The organism is Pararcticibacter amylolyticus (assembly GCF_003130405.1).
GTDB lineage: Bacteria > Bacteroidota > Bacteroidia > Sphingobacteriales > Sphingobacteriaceae > Arcticibacter > Arcticibacter amylolyticus.
This window is the reverse complement of sequence record NZ_QEAS01000024.1, coordinates 36,843-58,503: the sequence shown is the minus strand read 5'-3', so window position 1 is coordinate 58,503 and position 21,661 is coordinate 36,843. Positions and strand designations below refer to the sequence as shown.

General features: G+C 44.8%; 15 protein-coding genes. 4 read left to right on the top strand and 11 right to left on the bottom strand.

From position 1 onward, the window contains the following. Positions 1-96 precede the first annotated feature (96 nt). The 4 genes from DDR33_RS22025 to DDR33_RS22010 form a co-directional block, all read right to left on the bottom strand. Positions 97-825 carry a (Fe-S)-binding protein gene (locus DDR33_RS22025; protein WP_109417966.1) on the bottom strand — a complete coding sequence of 243 codons (729 nt, stop codon included), beginning with the start codon at positions 823-825 and terminating at the stop codon, positions 97-99. A gap of 47 nt (positions 826-872) precedes the next feature. Continuing rightward, a complete protein-coding gene (locus DDR33_RS22020) occupies positions 873-2,189 on the bottom strand; it encodes an MFS transporter (RefSeq protein ID WP_109417965.1) in 1,317 nt (438 codons plus the stop codon). A 77-nt stretch (positions 2,190-2,266) separates the two neighbouring features. Beyond that, entirely contained in the window at positions 2,267-4,813 is a 2,547-nt protein-coding gene (locus DDR33_RS22015) for an ABC transporter permease (protein ID WP_202913816.1), read from the bottom strand. 8 nt (positions 4,814-4,821) lie between these two features. Beyond that, the gene (locus tag DDR33_RS22010) at positions 4,822-5,508 is read right to left on the bottom strand and encodes an ABC transporter ATP-binding protein (RefSeq protein ID WP_109417963.1); all 687 of its coding nucleotides are present in this window, start codon (positions 5,506-5,508) and stop codon (positions 4,822-4,824) included. Between the two features lie 115 nt (positions 5,509-5,623). Between DDR33_RS22010 and DDR33_RS22005 the strand changes: the two genes are divergently transcribed. From DDR33_RS22005 to DDR33_RS21995, 3 genes are all read left to right on the top strand, one after another. Further along, positions 5,624-6,298 (top strand): arylesterase, encoded by a 675-nt coding sequence (locus DDR33_RS22005; protein WP_109417962.1) that lies wholly within the window; start codon positions 5,624-5,626, stop codon positions 6,296-6,298. Positions 6,299-6,377: 79 nt separating this feature from the next. After that, positions 6,378-6,821 carry a hypothetical protein gene (locus DDR33_RS22000; protein ID WP_109417961.1) on the top strand — a complete coding sequence of 148 codons (444 nt, stop codon included), beginning with the start codon at positions 6,378-6,380 and terminating at the stop codon, positions 6,819-6,821. A 742-nt stretch (positions 6,822-7,563) separates the two neighbouring features. Further along, positions 7,564-7,824 (top strand): hypothetical protein, encoded by a 261-nt coding sequence (locus DDR33_RS21995; protein WP_109417960.1) that lies wholly within the window; start codon positions 7,564-7,566, stop codon positions 7,822-7,824. Between the two features lie 114 nt (positions 7,825-7,938). Here DDR33_RS21995 and DDR33_RS21990 read toward each other — a convergent pair whose 3' ends face one another. Genes DDR33_RS21990 through recD form a run of 3 tightly spaced genes read right to left on the bottom strand, consistent with a single transcriptional unit; the run spans position 7,939 to position 16,361 of the window. Next, positions 7,939-11,346: a UvrD-helicase domain-containing protein gene (locus DDR33_RS21990; RefSeq protein WP_109417959.1), complete on the bottom strand. Its 3,408-nt coding sequence runs from the start codon at positions 11,344-11,346 to the stop codon at positions 7,939-7,941. Between the two features lie 12 nt (positions 11,347-11,358). After that, on the bottom strand, positions 11,359-14,550 hold the full coding sequence (gene recC, locus DDR33_RS21985) for an exodeoxyribonuclease V subunit gamma (protein WP_109417958.1): 3,192 nt from the start codon (positions 14,548-14,550) through the stop codon (positions 11,359-11,361). 8 nt (positions 14,551-14,558) lie between these two features. After that, entirely contained in the window at positions 14,559-16,361 is a 1,803-nt protein-coding gene (recD, locus tag DDR33_RS21980; RefSeq protein ID WP_238387896.1) for an exodeoxyribonuclease V subunit alpha, read from the bottom strand. 158 nt (positions 16,362-16,519) lie between these two features. Here recD and DDR33_RS21975 point away from each other — a divergent pair, with 158 nt between their 5' ends. Beyond that, positions 16,520-16,942: a secondary thiamine-phosphate synthase enzyme YjbQ gene (locus DDR33_RS21975; protein WP_109417957.1), complete on the top strand. Its 423-nt coding sequence runs from the start codon at positions 16,520-16,522 to the stop codon at positions 16,940-16,942. A 15-nt stretch (positions 16,943-16,957) separates the two neighbouring features. On the opposite strand, the gene DDR33_RS21970 is transcribed toward DDR33_RS21975, so the two are convergent. The 4 genes from DDR33_RS21970 to DDR33_RS21960 form a co-directional block, all read right to left on the bottom strand. Beyond that, on the bottom strand, positions 16,958-17,197 hold the full coding sequence (locus tag DDR33_RS21970) for an acyl carrier protein (protein WP_109417956.1): 240 nt from the start codon (positions 17,195-17,197) through the stop codon (positions 16,958-16,960). A gap of 33 nt (positions 17,198-17,230) precedes the next feature. After that, complete coding sequence (locus DDR33_RS26010) at positions 17,231-17,383, bottom strand: hypothetical protein (protein WP_158280832.1); 153 nt, start codon at positions 17,381-17,383, stop codon at positions 17,231-17,233. Between the two features lie 158 nt (positions 17,384-17,541). Beyond that, positions 17,542-20,337, bottom strand: a complete 2,796-nt coding sequence (locus DDR33_RS21965; RefSeq protein WP_109417955.1) for a hypothetical protein — start codon at positions 20,335-20,337, stop codon at positions 17,542-17,544. 201 nt (positions 20,338-20,538) lie between these two features. Next, positions 20,539-21,612, bottom strand: coding sequence for a tetratricopeptide repeat protein (locus DDR33_RS21960; protein ID WP_146198831.1), 1,074 nt, complete (start codon positions 21,610-21,612; stop codon positions 20,539-20,541). Positions 21,613-21,661 lie beyond the last annotated feature (49 nt).

Below are 21,661 nucleotides of genomic sequence, written 5' to 3'. Positions count from 1 at the left end.
TTGTCTCAGACTTAAGTTTTTTTTGGGGGAGGGGCCAAGTTTAAACCCAGGGTGCGCTTGCCCGCCGAACTTATAACTTATAACTTATAACTCCCTTTACACATTGCCCCATCCATGCGCCAGCACATCTGCCAGGTGCATAGTCTTCAGGGGAAGTTTATGCTGATCAATATAGCCCTGAAGATGTAAAAGGCAGGAAGCATCTGTTGAAATAAGGTATTCCGCTTCCATTTCAAGAGCATGATTCACTTTCTGTTGGGCCATAGCGGCAGAAATACTGTCGAACTTCACGGAAAACGTACCGCCAAAACCACAGCAGGTGGTGGTGTCCTTCATTTCAACCAGATCAAGTCCGTGAACTTTTGCAAGAAGCGCCCTTGGCTCGTCCTTGATTCTGCACTCTCTCAGGCCCGCACAGGAATCATGATAAACCGCCCGGCCTTCCAGTTCAGCGCCGAAATAATCCTTGCCAAGCACGTTCACAAGAAAATCAGAAAGCTCGTGGATATTATTTTGAATAGAGCGGCATTTATTATGAACCGCTGTATTGGTAAACAGATCGTTATAATAGTTTTTCACCATCCCCGTACACGAAGCCGAGGGAGAAACAATATAATTGTTCTCCGAAAAATCATTCAGGAATTTACTTCCCACAGCTTTTGCTTCGTCCCAAAACCCGGCATTAAAAGATGCCTGACCACAACAGGTCTGTTCCGGGTTATATTTCACCTTACAGCCGGCTTTTTCGAGTATCCTTACGGTATTAAAAGCCGTTTCCGGGTAGAGCTGGTCGATAAAACAAGGAATAAATAGTTCTACAGTCATATTCAGAATGGTAAAGGTAAACCTTAATTGTAAAAGCACAAATAGTATTACAATTCTTCGGGTTCAGCCTTCTGTTCCTTTTTAGTAAATAATAAAACAATGAGCATAAAAAGCCCGAGGATAAAAAAGACACTTAATGTCAGGGCTGAATTCCTGATGTTCGAGCGCTCTTCGATAAATGCAAATACAGCTAAGCCAATGACGATAGCCAACTTTTCGGTAACATCGTAAAAACTAAAGAAAGATGCTGTATCAGGAGTATTTTCAGGAAGATATTTAGAATATGTTGATCTCGACAATGATTGGATCCCTCCCATAATAAGCCCAACAACCGCAGCAACTACATAAAACTGTCCGGCTGTGGAAACAAAATAAGACGCCACACATACAGCGATCCAGATCAGTACCACTAATATTAATACCCTGATATTCCCGATAAGCCTTGCTAACGACGACATGATAAAGGCCCCCGCTATTGCGACGATCTGGATAATGAGTATAGTCGCTATCAGCTTGGAAGTGCCCAGATGCAGTTCCTTCTCGCCAAAACTTGCAGCTACCAGCATAATGGTTTGTACGCCTACCGAATAAAAAAAGAAAGCAGAAAGGAAGCGCCTCAGCACCCTGGCAGACCTGACTCTTCTGAATACTTTTATCAGCTCCTGATAGCCGTTATGGATCACCTGCCGGTTGATCCTCTCTTTATTGGGACTTCCCGAAGGCAGCAGAGCAAACGGAATCTGCGCAAACGCGATCCACCATATCCCCACCAGCAGGAAAGAAAACCTTGCAGGAAAAGAGGCATCCGATATGCCAAACCATTCAGGTTTCAGCACAAAAACAAAACAGATGATCTGCAGAAGCACACTCCCTACATATCCATATGCAAACCCCTGGGCACTTACCCTGTCCTGCTTGTCAACCGTCGCAATTTCCGGAAGATAGGAGTTACTGAACATCACACCTCCTATATATCCCATTGCGGCGAGCGCAAAACAGATGATTCCCAGTTCAAGAGTTTTGAGTTCAAAAAAGAAAAGGCCCATACACGCAAGCCCGCCGAGGTAAGTAAAGATTTTCATAAAAATCTTCTTGTTCCCCCGGAAGTCGGCCATAGATGAAAGCAGCGGCAATAAAACAGCCATAATCAGGTAGGCTACAGATAAAGTGTAGTTCGAAAGAGCCGTATTAACAAAAGTTCTGCCGAAGAAAGTGACCTTATCCCCATGCTCTTTTGTAGTAGTAATTATCGTGTAGTAGGCCGGAAATATGGTCGAAGTAATAACAAGATTATAAGCCGAATTAGACCAGTCGAACATCGCCCAGCCCCGGATGATTTTTTTATTGTTTTTTATATCCTGCATACAAACACCGAAAGTATGGAAAATTTATGAATCTCATCCGGCACGAGGCGATAGGCGGCTATTATCCTTTTTTAAACCTATCCCTGTATCTCTTTTCTGAGTACTTCAAGAGGCGGCCTGTTCAGCACAGTTCTGCTGTTGAGAACCCCGATCAATACGGTCAGTATACACACACAAACAAACAGGGCAAGTACAGGCCATACCGATATAGAAAACTCCGTTTCCAGGCTATACCTGGCCAGGGCCCACGAAGCAGCAAAAGACAGGACTACGCCAGTTGCAGCAGCACAGGCTCCAAGGAAGAAATATTCTAGGGATGTAATAACCAGAACCTGCCTGGTGCTTGCTCCCAGGGTGCGCAGCAAGACATTCTCCTTCATTCGCTGATACCTGCTGGTTAACACAGATGCAATCAGTACGATCACACCCGTTATAATACAGAAGGCTGCCGTAAACCGGATAACGAACCCAATCTTGCTCAGTATCCCGTCAAGGATATTAAGTACGAGATTAAGATCTATAACAGACACATTCGGAAAATGCGTGACCACAGCCCTCTGGAAGTTTACAGAAGCTTCGGCGGAGGGTACTCGTGTAATCAGCACATGAAACTGGGGAGCCTTCTCAAGTACGCCTGAAGGAAATACTACTCTGAAATTAGTTTGGATCCTGTTCCAGTCGACTTCTCTCAGACTGCCCACTACCGTTTGAACCAGCGCCCCCTGAACATTGAAAACCATAGGGTCGCCAACCTTTACATGAATTCTGCGGGCATAATTTTCCTCAAGCGATACGTAAACAGCTCCATCCTTATTATTCCCGCCCCATTTTCCGTCTGCGATCTTCTCAGCCGAAGTGAGACTGTCCCTGAAAGTTGCCCTGATTTCGGAGCTGAAAGCCCTGACGGGGATTCCCGAAGAACTGTCCTTTTTCACCTGTGCAGCAGTTTTCCCTTTTATCTCTTCTAACCGCATTGTCACGATTGGAACTTCCTGGAGCACTGGCAGGCCGCTTTTCCTGGTGAGATCTGCTATAGCTTGCTTTTGGCTTCCCTGGATATCAAAAAGTACCATGTTCGGTTGATTTTCACTGGAAGACAGTGTGACCTGTTTCATCAGCATATGCTGGACCAGGATCATCGTACAGATGAAGGCAGTACCGAGCCCCAAAGATACCACCAGGATTACCGTTTGATTATTAGGCCTGAACAAATTGGCGAGCCCCTGACGCCATACATAGCCCCACGAAAAGGGAAAAAAGCGGCGCAGCAGGTAGATCATCCCTCCGGCAAAAGCATACAGAATTAAAAATGCAGCGATAACCCCTCCTGTAAAATACACTGCCCTGGTAAAAATATGCAGCTGAAAATAGCTAAACAACAGTATAAACCCGCCAATGAGCAAGTAAACGATCCACCTTAACGGATCGGGACGTAGATCTGTCTGTTCATAAGATGCACGAAGGGTAATTAAAGGCGCTATATTCCTCACAGACAACAATGGAAGCAGCGCAAAAAGGAGGGTAATGATCACTCCGGCAGATATCCCCTGCCCAATCGCCATTATCGAAACGCCGGTCGTCACTTCGATCGGAAGAAAATCCTTTAAAACAAGAGGCAAAAGCTGCTGGACGAAAGTACCGAGAGCAGCCCCCGCCACCGAACCGATGAAGCCTGCCGCAAGTATCTGGATCAGATATATTAAAAACGCCTGCACAGAAGTCACTCCGAGACAACGAAGTACCGCAACAGAAAGAAGTTTTTCCTTTACATAAATATTGACAGCACTTGCAACACCAACACATCCCAGTAAGAGCGCAACAAAACCTACCAGGGAAAGAAAACGGGTAAGATCATCAAACGCTCTTCCTGTGTTCTGCTTTTGCGTTTCAACCGTTTCAAGCTCCATTCCATCTTTATCCGTTCTCTTCCTGACCTGGTCAGGAAGCTTTTCAGGAATAATCCCATTTTTAAACTGGTAGTAATAATTGTAATTAATGCGGCTTCCCCTCTTCAAAAGGCCTGTGGCTGCTGCATATTTGAGCGGAATGTAAACTGCAGGTGCTATCCCCGAAGAAAAGCCCGTTTGTCCGGGCGCTTTCTCCAGGAAGCCCGCGACAGCGAAATTAAGATCACCTACTTTTATAGAATCACCTGTTCTGAGACCGAACTGCAACATGAGCGTTCTGTCGGCCAGAGACATTTGTGCTTTTTTGAATATCCCGGCAGCATTTTCAGGCTGAGTTTCAAGCTTTCCGTAATAAGGAAAATCGCCTTCCAATGCCCTCACCTGGACCAACCTCGTTCCTTTCGAGGAGGGGAAATATACCATCGAAACAAAAGTCAGTTCCCTGGATCTCATGTCTCCGAAAGATGACAGGTATTTCTGCATATCAGCAGACGGCTCTTTATTACCTGAAACCACCAGGTCTGCACCCAGAAGGCCGGCAGCCTGCGAATCTATATCCTGCTTCAGATTATGTCCGAATGAATAAACCGCAACAAGCGCCGCAATTCCAAGAATAATCGAAGACATAAACAGCAACAGACGGGACCTGTTCCTGCGACTGTCCCTCCAGGCCATACGGAAAAGCCATTTCAGATTTAAACCACGTTTCTCCATCATTAAATTCTTTAAGAAACCATTGGTTCATCCGAATAGATAGAGCCCCCTCTCATGCGGATCACCCGGCCTGTCCGGGCAGCAAGCTCCATATCATGAGTGACCATGATGAGTGTCGTTCCCATTTCACGGTTCAGATCGAAAATAAGCCGGATTATCCTTTCGCTTGTGGTGGTATCCAGATTACCGGTCGGTTCATCCGCAAACAGAATCCGGGGATCATTAGAGAAAGCCCTCGCGATAGCAACGCGTTGCTGTTCACCACCCGAAAGCTGGACGGGGTAGTGGTGACTTCTGTCGGCAAGCCCGACTTTATCCAGCAGATCCAGTGCTTTCGGTCTGACATTTTTCAATCCACGCAGTTCAAGGGGGACCAGAACATTCTCCAGGGCAGTCAAAGTAGGCAGCAACTGAAAATTCTGAAAAATAAAACCAGTATACTGATTCCTGATGCGTGCCCGGGCATCCTCATTTAACCCGTTCAGAGATACCCCGTTTAACTCAATGCTGCCCTTGCTGGCGCGGTCGAGTCCGGCGCATAAACCCAGCAAAGTGGTTTTACCACTTCCCGACGGGCCGACAATTGACACCATCGATCTTTCTTCAACTGAAAAAGTCACATCGTGCAACACAGTTAAATTTCTCCCCGCACTTACATAATTTTTGCCTAGGTTATAAACAGATAAAATAGTACTCACAAGCTCTTATGTTTTATTTCTGCCGGAAAACCGGTCATAATTTATTCCCAAAATAAACTAAACAAAGCAGTTCCTGTTTACAAACAGATCATATATTTGACAATAAGACAATTCGATGAACAAACTGGTTACACTTATGCTGATTTTTTGCATTTCCGCAGGATGCGGCAGCAATACACAGAAAACGAATGAAAAAACAAACGATACCGGCTCGTCCCGGAAGAATGAAAAAAAGAATATTCTTTTCTTTGGCAATAGCTTAACGGCTGGTTACGGACTGGAAGATCCCTCTGCCCAATCATTTCCGTCGCTGATCCAGAATAAAATAGATTCAATGGGATTACCTTACCGTGCTATAAACGCAGGATCAAGCGGAGAAACAACAGCCGGGGGAAAAAGCAGGATCGGATGGTTATTAAAGAACAAAATTGACATATTCGTGCTCGAGCTGGGAGCGAATGATGGGCTCAGGGGACTGCCTGTTGCTCAGACAGCTCAAAACTTGCAGGACATTGTCGATTCTGTAAAAATTAAATACCCGGAAGCCAGACTGATGCTTTTAGGCATGGAGGTTCCTCCCAATATGGGAAATCAATATACTACATCGTTCCGCAGGATTTTCAGGGACGTAGCCGGCAGGAATAACATGGCTTTCGTTCCTTTTATGCTAGACAAAGTTGCCGGCATCCCTAAACTAAATCAAAAAGACGGCATACATCCGACAGCCGAGGGGACAACTATTGTTGCTGATAATGTATGGCAGGAATTGAAAAAACTTTTGTCAAAATAATATCAAAAAAAACTTGCAAAATCCAAACCTTTTTTCAGTATATTGCGTATCAGTAATCAGAAACAAATCTGAATTAAGTATGAAGAGTACTATTATCAAACTTCTTGGCGCGTGTGCTCTTTTCATTACGTTAGATTCATGCAGCACGGTTGACCGTCTTCCATCAGGAGTGGAAATTGGCGCAGGTGTAGGAGAAAGAATGGGAGCATCTATTGGGAAAAGAAGCGGAAACTGCGCGGTTGGCGCTGTAATAGGAGCCGCACTTTGCGGATCTGCCGGAAACTTACTTGATAACTATATTGCTCATCTCACAGGAGCTAACAAACCGTCTCTTTATGTAGTCAACGGTGTTCCTTACCCCCGCAAAAAAGCTTTAAGCAACTACAAACATCTTAGTCCGGAGGATATACTCAGTGTTTCTAAAATGGGCAAGGAAGAAGCGGTTGCAAAATATGGAAGCATCGGTGAAAAAGGTGCGGTTATAATAGCCCTCGCTCCCGCTATTACCCAGGCAAAACAGTAACATCATAACTTTTAGATCTAAGCCAGGAGTTTGATTTACCAGAGAATGGATCAGAACATCTTTAGACTTGCCTCTGCTGGCTTTACAACGATTTCCACTGAGCTGTAAGCTGGCTTTTAAGCTTTTCTATAAAGCTCATTCCAATATCCTGAATCTTAATGCGGTAAGTGATTTGCACAACACAATTATAATTAATATTTGACAAAAGCTATACCATATTCAATAAGCGTTTCATTTCAGGATGCCTTTCCCTTGCGTATCTAACCAGGAACACGTAAGCCACCCAAGTAGCGAAGGCAGGAGCAAAAGCTGTCTGCTCTGCTTTAAATCAACATTAAGACGGATGAATTAAGTGATGAAATTCAGGAACCCTTGGCCCGACGTTTTCGTATACCTGATTAAAGACCGCCAGGCGATTATTTAACAAAAGATTAATATAGGGTATAACTAATTTTTGCTCATTTGAAACAACGCTACTAAAACATGGAACAGGAAACAATTTATATACTCATTTCGATCCTGCTGATCATTCTGGCTGCTCTTTTTATCTTCTGGAAGTTTGATATAGAAGTCGAAGAAGAAGATATATAAAGGCTGTAAAATTGCCGCAATGTTAAAGAAACTCCCTGATTTCCCTTCTTTAACACTGACTTAACACCATCATTAATTTATTTAATGAAAGCGCCGGTTTCTTTGCTTTTTCCTGAATCAATCGATAATTTTAAGAAAAAATTCATTCATCATGTCTAAAGCCTCAGAAAAAGACGTTCAATATTTTCTTCAGGAAAGAGTAAACAAACTCCGGAATAAGATCAACACAATAGAATCAGTTATCGGCTCTCTTTCAGAAACCGCAGAAGATGCAAAGGTTAAATTAAAAGGTAAAGAAAAGAAGCTGGTAAAGAATGTGAAGGAAAAACTAAAAAAGGAGCTGAAGAAAAGCAGCAAAGCTATAAAAAAAGAGATTGAGGAAAGTACGCCCGGACCGGAAGAAACCGTTTAAGGGCATCATTCAGGATTCTTCAGACCTGCATTCCCATCATCTGACCCCCGGGAGATAAAGCATCACAAGCGGATAAGAAAACGGACATGCAGGTTTCATCTGAATATCATCCTGTCAGACATCCATTTCACCGCCAAGAATCCGTTCCAGCCGTTTTATTTGCTCCTGATCCGGCCGCTTCATAAAAATACCTGCCGGTGCCTCCTTTCTTATCCCCCTTACAAAAAGATATATAACACCTCCAAATTGCGTTTGATAATCAAAATGAGGGAGCCTGCTTTCCAGGAATTTCTTTGCCGCAACTGTATAGATCAGGTATTGAAGGTGATAATTATTATCATTCATCGCCCGGAGCAAATTTACAGGCATGTAGCAATCCAATGTATCCCCAAGATAATTCGACTTCCAGTCGAGAATAAAGTATTTGCCCTTCCATTCAAAGAAAAGATCTATCTTGCCGTTCATCAGGCCCTCCAGTTTATGATAATTGCCCACATGGATCTCCTCACCGGGTCCGGCCAGGCTCTCCAGCAAGGAGGCCCGGAATAAAGGCACCTGAAAATCAAATTCAAGCTCATGCAGTTGTTTTCGCACGGAAATATCAGTTAGTCTGAAGCTCTCGTTCCCCCACCTCAGTTCTGCTTTTAATACATGATCCAAAAGTGCAGAAAGCAAAGCGGGATAGCTTTCCATCTGTGCGGGAGCGAACCGTTTTATAGCCTCTTCAATCGCAAACGGCCAGTTGTCCGGGTTAGCAAACTGGACATTCTCGAAGATGAAGTGCAGGAGGTTCCCGGACTTTGCCCCTCTCGTCAGTTCAGTGAATATAAAATGATCATAAGCATCAGCCTGTGCACCGGCGCGGGCAAGTAAAGCTGGAGAATGCCCGGCACTCAGCATAGAATAGCTCATTTTTCTCCAGAATTTATCAGCAAGACTGAACTCTACAGGCAGGAAAGACTCATCCTTCTTGCTGCTGCTAAAAGTCTGCCATAAATACCCGGCAGGAACAGCGGGAGACTCACGAAACACAATGGGGCTCCCCGGTAAACCCTTTAAAGTACCGGTGAACACCGAGAGAGTAGAATTACGGTAATAGCTGCCCGTAATCTTATAGAGATAACAGGTGTAGACCGCCCGCGTAACAGCAACATAGAGAAGCCTGCGGTTTTCCTGCTCAAGCTGCCTGTTTAGCAGATCAATCTGTTCTTCAGTCAGGCTCTCCCTGGCTGCCGACACATACTCCCCGGTTTCTGCATCTCTGAAACTGCAAAACGGGCTGTTATTATTTATTACAAAATCGAGAAACGGAGCGAGAACAATTTTGTATTCAAGTCCCTTACTTTTATGGATCGTTACAATTTTAATTGACTCTTCATCACTTTCAACGCGCTGCTCGTATTCATCACCTTCGGTTTCCATTCCCTCAATCGCTCTTTTAAGCCAGCTAATGAGCTCCAGAGGCGACAGGTTCTTCCGCATTTGCACCTTATGCAGCAATTCTATCAGTTGGAAAAGATTGGTAATGATCCGCTCCCCGTTTTCAGCACCTCGTTCCAGCAGCACCGTCTTCACCGAATAATCTTTTACAAAAGCCATTAAGGCAGCGAAAACGCCGCTCTCATCCCAGGCGGTCTTATATCCTGTGAATCTGGAAAGCGCTTTCTCATCGTCCATAAAAAGAATATCCTGTGTGCTGAAGCCGGTAAATTCGGACAACAGCGCCCTGTTTATATTCTGAAGCGAAATATCCGAAATAGCGATCAGCACATACAGCAATGATACGGCCTCTTCCGACTGAAGTACTTTATCGTCCCCGATAGTTACAGACGGAATACGATATTTTGCAAGTGCAGCTTTTATTTTCCTCCCTTCCGTATTCGTCCTTACAAGGATGCCTATATCAGCAGGGCCGATAGTCCTTTCCTCCTCCGGGTTTTTGACTATCCGCCAGCTCGGGTCGTTTAACAGTTCAATAACCTGAGCAGCTACAGCCTCATACACCGCATCTTTGTTCGGTATTTCAAAAACAGTAATAGCAGCCTGGGCTTCTTTTTCCCTGTGCAATGCGCCCTTACTGCCGGATGCAGGTGACTCGACGTCTATATATTCAATGGCGTGCTCCGCATCCTGAAAATAAAAGGTGTCGAAATCTTCAGCTGGTTTAAAGAATACATTCATCGCTTTAATAAAGGCGGCAGACGAACGGTAGTTCTGATTCATTCCGTAACGGTGGGTTACAGCGTCGCAGGCTTTAAAGTAAGTAAAAATATCAGCCTTTCTCCAGGCATAAATAGACTGTTTGGGATCCCCGATATAAAAAAGAATCACATCCTCTCCGAACGCTTTCTGAAAGATCTCATACTGAAGGCGGTCGGTATCCTGAAACTCGTCAACGAATACTGCCTTGTACTTATCTCTCAGCTTTTCAATCAGCCTGCTGCTCTCCCTCTTCACCAGCGCATCATGAAGATTCACGATCATATCGTCGAATGACATCTGGTTATTGCGCCTTTTATGCTCGGCCACTCCCCGGGATACTTTGCTTATGGCATGGCAGTAAACCCTGGAAATGATCTTTTTAACAAGATGCACCAGTTCCTCTGTAACACCGGCACAAACATCGCATTGATCCAAAACGTCCTGATACAACTTGATAACGTATGCCGAATCCCGCTTCTTCAGCAACGCGTCCAAGAACGCCTCCGGATCATCCAGAAGATTTAAAAATGCTTTTTTCGCATGCCCACTGCCCTCCGTTGCGGCTCTTAACTTTTCCTGGTTATCCTTAAGGTAGATCAGCAGATCTTTTTTTAACTGATCTTCCTTCACCTTCAGCGCCCGGATATCCTTTATAAAACTCTGATGATCTTCATCGCACATCGAATAATCTTCAGACTCTCTGAAATCAAAAAATCTTTTACCGTCAAGATGCTCTTTTACCACATTACTGATTCCCTCCCTCGACAGGCCGTGTTCCATAAGAGCTTGCAGCAGTTCAGCCGGAATAGTCGTAATCTCCTTCCTCCAGAACTTATTTACTTCTTCCCCTAGCACCGCATTGCCGTCCTGGAGAGTTTCAGCCCCGAAGAGCTGTTGGGTTTCAAATGCAAACTCTGTCAGTGTAAGCTGGCAGAAACTGTGTATCGTGAGTACAGAGGTCTCGTCGAGGAAAAGCACGGCCTCTCTGAGAAGTGATTGTATATATTCGGAGCCATTTTCAGCGATGCCCCGGTCAACCAGTTCAGCAATAATCGAATCCTTTATGGCTTCCCCCTGCGACGACTTATAAGCTAACCTTATAAAAAGCCTTACACGCTCTTCCAGCTCCGCTACCGCGGCCTTCGTAAAAGTGACCATCAGGATCTCCTTTACAGAAAACTTCTTTTCCAGGATCATTCGCAGCACTAAGATGGCAATGGAATATGTTTTGCCAGTTCCTGCACTTGCTTCAATCAGATTACTCCCTTCAAGGGAGACTGTCATACTGTTAAAGTTTTCAATTCCTTTTTCAACCTGCATAGCACGTCTTTTTTATTTAAAGTATTCAGGAAAGATTTCAGTTAAAGGAGCCAGCAGATACGCCGCTGCATTCTTATATCTTTCAGAGATCCCTTCTCTCTGAAAGAACCCTTTTCCATATTCCTTCAGGATGTAAGGATCATTGCAGGGTATGGAGTACGAATTAAGCTTCTTTTCAGCCACATTCATCAGGTCATCATCCGTGAGCTGCACAATCTTTTGCGGCTGAATTTCAAAATCAGGGTACCATGCGAGGATCTCTTCATGTCCCTGTATGTACAATAATACCAGTTCATTCAGCCTTCTGATAGCCTCTTCTTTTGTAAGATGAGTTCCTCTGCAGGCGATGTTTTTATGAGCTGAAATAAAATATACTTCATCTGCCACTCCCCCGGCCCTGGCAAGAAGATATCTCAGGTAAGCATCCTGGAGGTATTTTCCTTCACTTTTAGACCAGGAGACATAAACCAGTTTATCTCCATATACTCCCGGCAGAGTCCCCCTCACTGTTATGGAATCCAGCAGGACTTCAATTTCAGGAACTGATTCCTTCACTCCGTCAGTAAATTCCCTCATGAGTTTCCTAACCGGCGAAACTTCCAGTTCTGCACTTTCGAGAGCGATGCCGGCCATATTCTTCAGAGGAAGCCCCCCTGTTTTTACCAGCTTCTCTTTTAATCCGGAGACAGCGTCAGTATCATGATGCAGCAACACCTGCTTGAGCTGCCACTTTTCAAGTCCTCCAAGATCAAAAATCTCGGTATCACTTAACAAAATGTCTTCCGTCCGATAATAAACACCTAATACATCATGATAATATCCCTTAAAAGGATTTCTGAAGAAGGCGATAAAACTATCAGCAGAAACATCAGAAAGGGTCGCGCCCGGATCTTTTTTTACCAAAACGTCATTCGTAATTTCTTCGGGCACAGCATCCAGGTAATTGTACAGCCGCGGGTCGCCGGTCTTATATTTCGTACTAAAGCTATGTAAGGGCTGGCGGGTAGTGAGGGACACCGAATGTCTTTCCGTTTCCTCGATTCCCGCCTCAATATAGTCAATCAACTCGTCGACCAGAGCTGAAGGAGGAAGTACGGTATTATCTTTAACATTTTGCCCGATGTAACTGATATAGAAATAGTCTCTAGCTGATAATAATGTTTCAAGGAACAAATGTTTATCGTTCTCCTTTATGTTCCGGTCTCCTTTCCTCTTTTCCTTCTCCATCAGGCTAAAGCCGACAGGATTTTCTTTCCTGGGAAATTTGTCGTAGTTAAGTCCCAGGAGCGCCACCACCCTGAAAGGAATACTTCTCATGGGAATAAGGGAACAAAAGGTTATCCCTCCGGCAATAAACGAACTGCTCCTGCTTATAGAAGAAAGTCTGCCAATAAAACTGTGACTGAAAACCTCGTAGCTTACCGGCTCTGTCACCACCCCGTTCAGTTCATTGTACTTTTCCAGTTCTTTTAAAAGAGCAGCGTGATCCTCGTCCGGCTCCTCCCCGGATTCGAAGATGAGGTTCATTAAAACGGCTTCCACATAACTTACCCATTCCTGTACGGTCCTGTGCCTGTCGCGTTCCTTTACAGCATCAATCAGCACCTCAATAAAATGGTAAAACCTGATTATTTCAGAAGAAGCATGCCCTTCTACCAGATCAAGAGGATAATAGCTTTCGCCTTTTTCGTCCACAAATTCCTCCTGACCACCAATGCAAAGACTGTACATAATACGTTCCATTCCGTACTTCCAGCTTACATATACAGTATCGTCGTCCCGGTCGCCATCCATACCGAAACGAATATTGGCCCTGCCGGTAACTTTCCTGAGAAGAGCGGTATCGGTAATTCCAAACCTCTTTCTTATATAAGCAGAATCCAGCAACTGAAGAACTTCCTCCGCTTTAAAATTCTGGCGGGAGATCTTCAGTACAGCCTGCAATGCGTTCGTAATACTATCTGAAGCAGCAAAACTCTCATCTGCAATCGTATAAGGGAAGATATAAGGCGCATTATTAAAAACCGCCCTGATATAAGGGGCGTAGGTGTCGATATCTGTTACCATTACCACTACATCACGGGCAGAAAGCTTCTCTTTTTTCTGGTCTATCAGGTATACCAGGTAATTATAAAGGGCCTCAACTTCCCTTGCCGGAGTATAACACGCATTTATGGTAACAGATCCATCTGTAAGCTGCTCAACTGAAAGACGTTTCCGTTCTGTATGATCCCTGTTGTAAAAGATGTCCTGCTGAAGACACTGGAGCAGAGAAGCGTCTCCCGGCTCTTCCGTCTTCGCCTCTTCATAGGAGTTAATCAGTTCATCATGCTGAAAGAAAAGGCTGAAGGTATTCTGAATCAGCCGCCCCCAGCTTGTTAGCAGAGGGTTACCCGAAGCTTCCTGATCCGCAGGAACGAGCCCCTTCTTTTTCAGGAATGCCAGCTGCCTTTCCGTCCGGTCTTCAAACCAGTATTCGGAAGGCGCCGGATTGAGGATATAGAAATAAAAATCAACATAAGGGCTCAGGGCGCTGAACAAACTAAGATGATAGCTGGTGATGACAGATAATCCAAAAATATGGATCCCCGGCATCCTGGCCTGCAATGCATTTGTATTTTGTCCTTTTCTGATTGCCTGTAAAATATATTGTCCCATCAGGGTCCTGTCAGGAATATTATCCTGCATCAGCAGACGGGCCCTTGTCCACAAATATTTCTGCCATTCGCCGCTCCGTACATCGCCGGGGGCCGATTCATTCCATTCCCCGATCATTTCCGGACGGTATATCTGGTACTGGTCGATCAGGTCGGCTACTTTCGCTGCCAAAGCAAACCTCTTTACTTCCCTGTCGCTTCCATGCTGATAATAAGCTGCGATATCAGGAAACGCCGATAAAAACTCCCTGTCGTTCAGGATCCTGTAAAAGATCCAGGAAAGATGTTCCGGGGACATAGTACGGGAATATTTCCCGCCGAGTAACTGATATACCTCAAAGATGATATCGTTCGGCTTCAGGAAACGGTAGTTTGCGGCAATTCCCATACACTCCGCCATCTGGATTTTCAGCCAGTTATTCATCCCCTCCGTTTGAGTAATGATATAATAGGGCTGAAATACCTCATTTGACTGGGATTGCAGATTTGTACACAGCCGCTTTGCGAGCTGAGATAAAGAATTAGAAACTTGCAGATACAATGCCATACGGAAATTTACCCATTAGGAAGATTCAACCTCAGACCAAGTCCCGAAGCCCTTTTTACATGACGCTCAGCAGCCTTTAAAATAACATTCTCCTGTCCCTGAACCAAAACAAAAGTGCGGGCTCTGGTCACCCCCGTGTAGAGCAGCTCCCTTGTGAGGATCTCTACATCCTGTTCAGGAGGCAGCATCACGAGTACTTTTTTAAACTCTGAACCCTGACTTTTATGAATGGTCATCGCAAATACCGTTTCTGCCTGGCTGATATAGCCCGGTAACACCGATTTCAATTTTCCATCGCCATCTTCAAACCAGACCTTTACGGTTCCTTTTTCATCACTCCTCACTATCCCGGTATCACCGTTATACAATCCTACCGTGTAATTATTTGATGTGACCATCACCGGCCGGTTTTCATAGAACTCAGCATTCAGACGGATGAGCCTTTTTTGCTCAAGGTATTTTTCTATTCTCCTGTTTAACTGGAATACACCGTAGTTTCCTTCACGGGTCGCACAAAGCACCCGGATAGTATTCATTTTGCGCAATGCAGACAGAATGTCCTGTTCACGAATATAATCTTCATACTCCCGGATAAATTCTTCAAATCGAATCTGTGAATATTCCGGATCAACGGTCACCTGGGCATCTGGTTTTGCGATAAAACTTTGGATGGTAATCCTGTCATTGCTGATCACCGCCTTGCTAAATTTGCCGATCCCTTCTTCCCCGCTGAAGCGACGGCTGAACTTCAGTTCGATGATGTGCTGAAATAAAGGATTTTGGGACAGTGTACCAACATGTTCCTCCTGAAGCTGCCTGAAGGGTTCACTAATAAGAGAGTTAATGAGCTGCGCACGTTCCCTGCTGAATACATTCATACTGGTTTGTGACTGGCACAGATCTCCAAACAAACTTCCCGCCTCTACAGAAGCCAGTTGATCTTTATCTCCCAGCAGGATCAGGCGGGTATTGTCCCCTGTGGCGTCAAGCAATTTGGCGAACAAAGCTGCATCTATCATAGATGACTCGTCCACAATGATCACATCATACCGGAGCGGGTTATCCTGGTGATGTTTAAAATAAGCAGAATCAGGAACATATTTCAGAAGACGATGGATCGTTAAAGGCTCGAGTTTCTGAAATCCGGCAGCAATTTCAGGTGCCGCTGTAAATGAAGCCGACCTGAGTGATTCTGCCATCCTCGCCGCAGCCTTTCCTGTCGGCGCAGCCAAAGCCACCTTCAGATCCGGATCGGTCTTGTAAAGCAAGGCCAGGATCCTTGCTACGGTAGTTGTTTTGCCCGTGCCCGGGCCGCCGGTGATAATCGTAAAATTATTAAGCACTGCACTGATCGCCGCCACCATTTGCCAGTCTGTCATTGCTGCTGAAAGGCTCCCTGCAACAGGTGGTGGAAACAAGGTGCTGAGAAATTCTGTCTCCCTGCCCAGCATCAGGGACCTTTCCTCAAGTACTAAATCTTCACTCTCCCTGAACTTCTGTATCCTGTTCAGGATCCGGGTCTCATAATTGAAATACTTATGCAGGTAAAGATTATTATTGTATAGAATAAAGGGCTTGCGGTCCCCCGGATTATGCCCAACCATAGGTTCTTCAGCCAGCGCAGCAGGAGCTCTGAAAGCATTACTGAAATATTCAGGGAGTATCTCCATGTCTGTTTCCAGATCATCAAGCTTCAGGCAGATATGGCCTTCGCTAAGTTTTTTAGAAACGAGCCAGGCATACGGTCGTAATGTCTCATTTCTGAAAAAACCTGCAAACTGCAAATGAACATCATTCGTTGTTGTCAGCATGCTGTATTCTTCTCCTTATTCTCCAAAGCTACGATTTCTTTATCCACCTCACGGAAAGAGTGAATGCGAATCTCGATAATTCATAAAGCACACTGTCTTCAATAAGGTTAGGTAGAATCGTGAAATAAACAGAAGTTTGTACCGAAAATGATCACCCAATGAAACTATATCAGAAAAACATACAGTTAAAAGAACGCAGCAGAGGTTTTCATCTTATCACCCGGGAGATCATGCAGGCACTTCCGCAGATCGCGGAGCTGGAAACAGGAATTTGTCAGGTTTTTATACAACATACATCGGCATCACTCTCCATCAACGAGAATGCCGATCCAACCGTCAGAGCAGATTTCGAAATGTATTTTAATAAAGCCGTACCGGAAAATGACCCCGGTTATCTCCATGACTATGAAGGGTCAGATGACATGCCTGCTCATCTTAAAGCCGCATTACTGGGCAGTTCAGTTACAATCCCGGTTACAAATGGTCGTTTGGCCTTAGGCACCTGGCAGGGAATCTACTTGTGCGAACACCGGAATTACGGAGGCTCAAGAAGTATTGTTATTACTGCCTGGGGAAATTAAGAATAACGTTCCCGGCTAAATGGGCGTCTCTACTGCCCGGTCCTGCAAGTAATCCTCTATGGTCTGAACAGATTTAAGGCGGTGATAATCACCATGCGGGATGGATATCAGAAAATGATCTTCCAGGCTGGCAATCACTTCAATCATTGTGATAGAATCAAGCCCTACGTCTTTTCTGAGATCGGCATGATCAGGGAACGCTGATTCAGGCAAGCCAGAAACTAAACAAAGCTGCTCCCGTATCAGATCTTTCATGTTTTTAGTATTAAAATAAAACTCGTCTGTAAATTAATTCTCGTACCGCTGTCTGAAGCGTTTCATTTCGGCATCGATCTGCCAGGATAGCACATCAATTATCAATCCGCTGATCCACCACGTGATCAGTCCGGAGCGTCTCGTTGTTCCAGGTATACCCGCCTGTTTTCGATTAGCTTGTTCCATTGTATTGTTCGTTTAACTGTTTTACGTAAAAAATCTGCTGTGTGATACAGATTTTAAATCCCTGCAAGAATAGTGACTTTTTTACATAAAAAGTCAAAAAGAAAAATATTGACATTCTCAGGACACTGTAATAAGCTAAAAGCTTACCCGAACCGGACTTATTTCTTCACAACAATTCTTGTCCGGCCTGCACCAATGGCACCGGCTAAATCTGTCCCTTCCATGATAACCGAATAAACACCTGGATTATCAGATGTAAAAAAGCAGATCGTGGCCTCTCCTTGTTTATCAGTAATGATATTGGGATCCCAGTAAACAGTCGGGCGGATGTCGGTCCCGTCCGGGATGCTTTCAGGTGTATATTTAGGAGAATAAAAGGCACATGGAGTAGTGAAGGGAATCGGTTTGTATAAGTAGGTCCCAACGGTTTTCTTTAAAAAGGGTCCCTTTCCTCCGCGAGTAGTCACTTCAATAAAGGCGTGATCCCATGGTTTTTCCATAGGGCCCAGGAACCGGCTGGTATAAGACATCTGAAACCTGCCACTCGTCATCACCTCTATCCCTTTTATTTCCTCTGCGTCATAATAATCGAAATACTGTTTGAGAAAGTCATAAAAAGACATCCCGCCGGGAAAGAAAAACCCGGTATCAATACCATCAATAATGAGATGGACCGCCATGGTCTGGATGCTGTAATATCGTTCCCCGCTTTTTGAGGTCCTTGTTCCAAATCCCTTCACATTCCTGCTCAGCAAATCTTCCAGGTTTGTTCGTCCGGCCTTTTCAAGGTATTTCTCATCCAGCACAACGTCAGCCTCCCCAGGGCCGTTCAGATTTTTCGAGTCAGGAATGATCCTTTTCGCTTTAATAGTAACCTCCCGCAATAAGAGTCCCTTGCTGGCTTTTATTTGCTCATTTCTAAGCACAACGCGGTTCCTGGTAGCATTTAAGCTTACCGTATCAGTATTGACAAACCAGGGCACCATCTTACTCTGATCATGGGAGCATACAGGAGGTACATATTCATCCACCACAATTCCCACATTAAAGCTTTTCCCTTTCCTGTTCTTCGCCTGGATAAAAAAAGAGGCGGTATCAACAGGAAAGATTCCGGTAAAGACAAATTCCCCCCTCTCATTTGTAACAGTATCCGCAAACAGCAGGGGCCTCCGGGAAAGCAGAGAGACGCCTGATCTGGCAACTGCCTTGTTAAATGCATTCAGCACCCGTCCTTTTACCATGAATTCCTTTTCGGCAGCATATATGAATGTTCTTTCCGGCTTCAATATATCGTTCCAGCCGTACCCACTCCACCCCTGCGTTAAAAGCAGCTTGTCAAGAGCATTCCATTTTTGAGGATCTGATGCAGGATCAGCATAATAAGCTGCGTCTTCAATATGTCCCTTCAGATAAGAACCGAAAGTCAGGTAAGTCACAATAGAGTAGCTGCCCGGACTATCTGTCCTAACCTGGCTGTTATCCGTTACTGCCATAGAAAAACTCCCCCGGACAGGATTGCCGTCCCTGTCAGTTACCTTTACCCGAAGGGAAACACTATCCCGTCGGGTATAGCTGTTTTTATCAGGGCTTAGCTGGATGTGAAGATTATCACCATGATGGATATACACCAGGCGTTCGTTTCTTACCAGGCTATCCGGTCCGCATAATGTCAACCGGCAGATTCCCTGCGGGAACACCCTTTTATCGATTTTGAATCGAACGAAGCCATTATTCAGGCTGACCGATGCAGCCAGACGGACCTCCGCTTTCGATTGCGCTACAAAGAGAAAGGGCTGTTTTAACCTGCTGATATCGGCACTAGCGTTAATTAAAACTTCAATAGAATCGCTTTGAAAATCATTCCTGATCATCAGCGAGGTTCCGCTATTGTTTAGAGGCAAGGGATAGCTTTTGAATGATCCGTCCGGTAAAGAAATTTTGGCATAATAACTTTCTCCCGGCTCCGGGACAAGACCAAAAGTCCCCATTCCCAAGTGTGATGAGCGGAACTCTGCGACAATCTGCTGACGGCTGTTGTAAACTTTTCCGGAGACATTTGCACCCAGTCCGTCTTCGTTCAGCGCCTTAAACGCAACCCGTCCCTCTGCGCCTGCAAGGAGAACACCTCCTTCAGGCAGAAATTGCAGATCCAGTTTCTCCGGCCTGTTAATTTTGACAGGAGTATGTATTTGCCTGTTTTCCTCCCCTTTCCGCAAATCCTGCAAAGATAGAGTAAGACTGCCGGGATCTATCTTTTCCGGCAGATCAAAAACAAGGTTCACTGTACCGTCAACATTCGTATCAAGATTCTTTCTGAACCAGGTCTTCCGGTGATCCTGTATATGCACCTGCAACTCCCTAAGGCCCACCGGGACACTGTCTACCCTGGTGATCTTCAGACTCAGATATGCTTTACCCGTATTTTGTTCCTTTCCAAGGCGCAGTCCATAATTCAGCAACCATGATTTGTCTGTCGGCCTTCCTATGAGGAAGCGCTTTCTGAAAAAGCACTCTTCACCAAAATTCCGCATCCAGTTTGTGTAAGCCCTCAACGTATATCCTCCTTCCGGGAAGATATCTTCATGAAGCGCGATCTGACTATAGCTTAACCCTTGAAAAACGGGCAGCATGATTCTCTTCACCACCACATTGCTGTCATTCGCAAGTTCAACATAAAGGATACCGCTTCTGTCAGAAGCTTCTAAAAGCCGTTCATTCAGCAAATAACATTTAAACCATAGAGTATCACCAGCAACATAATACGGTTTATCAGTATGAAGATAGAGCTTTTCTGAAAGATTGCTGTTAAATGCTTCCACTCTGGCTATTAACCTGTTAACAGATGGCTTCAATGTACCCTGTCCAAATACCGGCCCGGATAAAATAAAAGACAGGACTATAATGGTTAAAAACACGAAGGCTTGGCCAGGTGTTTTCTTTGATACAACCTTCATAAACTGACAGCTGCAAGGTTAATTTAATAAAGATAGTATTAAAATACGTCTCCGGAGAACGAACGCGCAATAAAGGATATTTTAAAGTCAAAACTAAGATTTCAGCAGCAGGACAGGCGGCCGGAACGGATCAGGTAATTGTCAGCGGAAATTGATATAGAGGCTTGAAGCAGCTAAATAAGGATATCTAAGGAAATAGTATTAAAGCGATCTTAAAGGCTGGATCTTTTTCAAATACAAAAAAAGTATCAGGGAAATCAGTCCCGAGATTGCTGCTATAAAGACCGGGCTGTAATTGAATGCCGGTTCCTGGATCCTTTTTACAGATTCTTTTACTGGTGGGGCAGTAACCGGCTGCTGCACTGTCAGCGACCGGGCTTCCTGAACTATCTTTTCCGCATTTTCCGATCTTCTTTCAGCCAAATAGTCGGCCTGAGCTTTGCTCGAAGCCGACATTCTGCTAAATTTTTTAGAAACCGAAAGATTTCCCATCTTCTCGTAAACTATTGCAAAGGCTCTTTGAATATCTGCAAGGGCCGTTGTGCTTCCGCTCAGCCGGGCCAGTTGCTCAGCTTCCTTCAGATCTTTAATCGCCAGGTCATAATCTTTTATTGCGGTCTTTACTTTCCCCAGGCCTATCAGTGAACTGATGATTGCTTTCCTGTTATTCACCTCACGGGCCTGCATGTTCTCCTGAATAAAGAACCATTTTGCCTCAGAATAACGGCTTTGCAGTCTGTAGGTATTACCAAGACTCCTGAAACATTTAATCCTGGCAGAAGCGTTTCCCCGGCAGATAGGCAATGCTTTCCGCAGAATAATCGACTCCGCCCGCTTGTAGTTGCCAAGGTTCCTGTTAAGGTCCGCCATCAGGATATAAGCAGAAACCAGGCTGTCGCGCCTTTCAGCCTTCGCTGCCGCAGAAGAAGCATACTTCAGGGCACCTGCATAGTCCTTCTCCTCCTGGAGTGCAAATGCAATACTGATAGACGATCTGGATGCAGCAGAGGTGTTACCCGCTTTTTCCTGTAAATCAAGTGCATCTTTAAAGTACTTTACACTCTGGCCGGTTAATCCGCTGTTCTCATAGAACCTCGCCAGTTCGAGGGAAGATAATTCGAGGCTTTGCTGATCCCCATTCTTTAAACTGGCAGAGTGCTTCCTGAATAAACCAGCCAAACCATTCACATTCGTGGTCTTAACAGCAGCATTAACGAAACCAAAAGAAAAAACGACAGGAAAAACAACAACAAACAATCTTGTTAAAATTTTCATAAGCATTAAAATCAGATTGTTCTTTTTTACTGCCGGTTTATAAAATTGT

Excerpts from the sequence above, each read along its gene's own strand:
- DDR33_RS22025 (WP_109417966.1), bottom strand. The coding sequence starts at position 825 with ATGACTGTAGAACTATTTATTCCTTGTTTTATCGACCAGCTCTACCCG.
- DDR33_RS22020 (WP_109417965.1), bottom strand. The coding sequence starts at position 2,189 with ATGCAGGATATAAAAAACAATAAAAAAATCATCCGGGGCTGGGCGATG.
- DDR33_RS22015 (WP_202913816.1), bottom strand. The coding sequence starts at position 4,813 with ATGATGGAGAAACGTGGTTTAAATCTGAAATGGCTTTTCCGTATGGCC.
- DDR33_RS22005 (WP_109417962.1), top strand. The coding sequence starts at position 5,624 with ATGAACAAACTGGTTACACTTATGCTGATTTTTTGCATTTCCGCAGGA.
- DDR33_RS22000 (WP_109417961.1), top strand. The coding sequence starts at position 6,378 with ATGAAGAGTACTATTATCAAACTTCTTGGCGCGTGTGCTCTTTTCATT.
- DDR33_RS21995 (WP_109417960.1), top strand. The coding sequence starts at position 7,564 with ATGTCTAAAGCCTCAGAAAAAGACGTTCAATATTTTCTTCAGGAAAGA.
- DDR33_RS21990 (WP_109417959.1), bottom strand. The coding sequence starts at position 11,346 with ATGCAGGTTGAAAAAGGAATTGAAAACTTTAACAGTATGACAGTCTCC.
- recC (WP_109417958.1), bottom strand. The coding sequence starts at position 14,550 with ATGGCATTGTATCTGCAAGTTTCTAATTCTTTATCTCAGCTCGCAAAG.
- recD (WP_238387896.1), bottom strand. The coding sequence starts at position 16,361 with ATGCTGACAACAACGAATGATGTTCATTTGCAGTTTGCAGGTTTTTTC.
- DDR33_RS21975 (WP_109417957.1), top strand. The coding sequence starts at position 16,520 with ATGAAACTATATCAGAAAAACATACAGTTAAAAGAACGCAGCAGAGGT.
- DDR33_RS21970 (WP_109417956.1), bottom strand. The coding sequence starts at position 17,197 with ATGAAAGATCTGATACGGGAGCAGCTTTGTTTAGTTTCTGGCTTGCCT.
- DDR33_RS26010 (WP_158280832.1), bottom strand. The coding sequence starts at position 17,383 with ATGGAACAAGCTAATCGAAAACAGGCGGGTATACCTGGAACAACGAGA.
- DDR33_RS21965 (WP_109417955.1), bottom strand. The coding sequence starts at position 20,337 with ATGAAGGTTGTATCAAAGAAAACACCTGGCCAAGCCTTCGTGTTTTTA.
- DDR33_RS21960 (WP_146198831.1), bottom strand. The coding sequence starts at position 21,612 with ATGAAAATTTTAACAAGATTGTTTGTTGTTGTTTTTCCTGTCGTTTTT.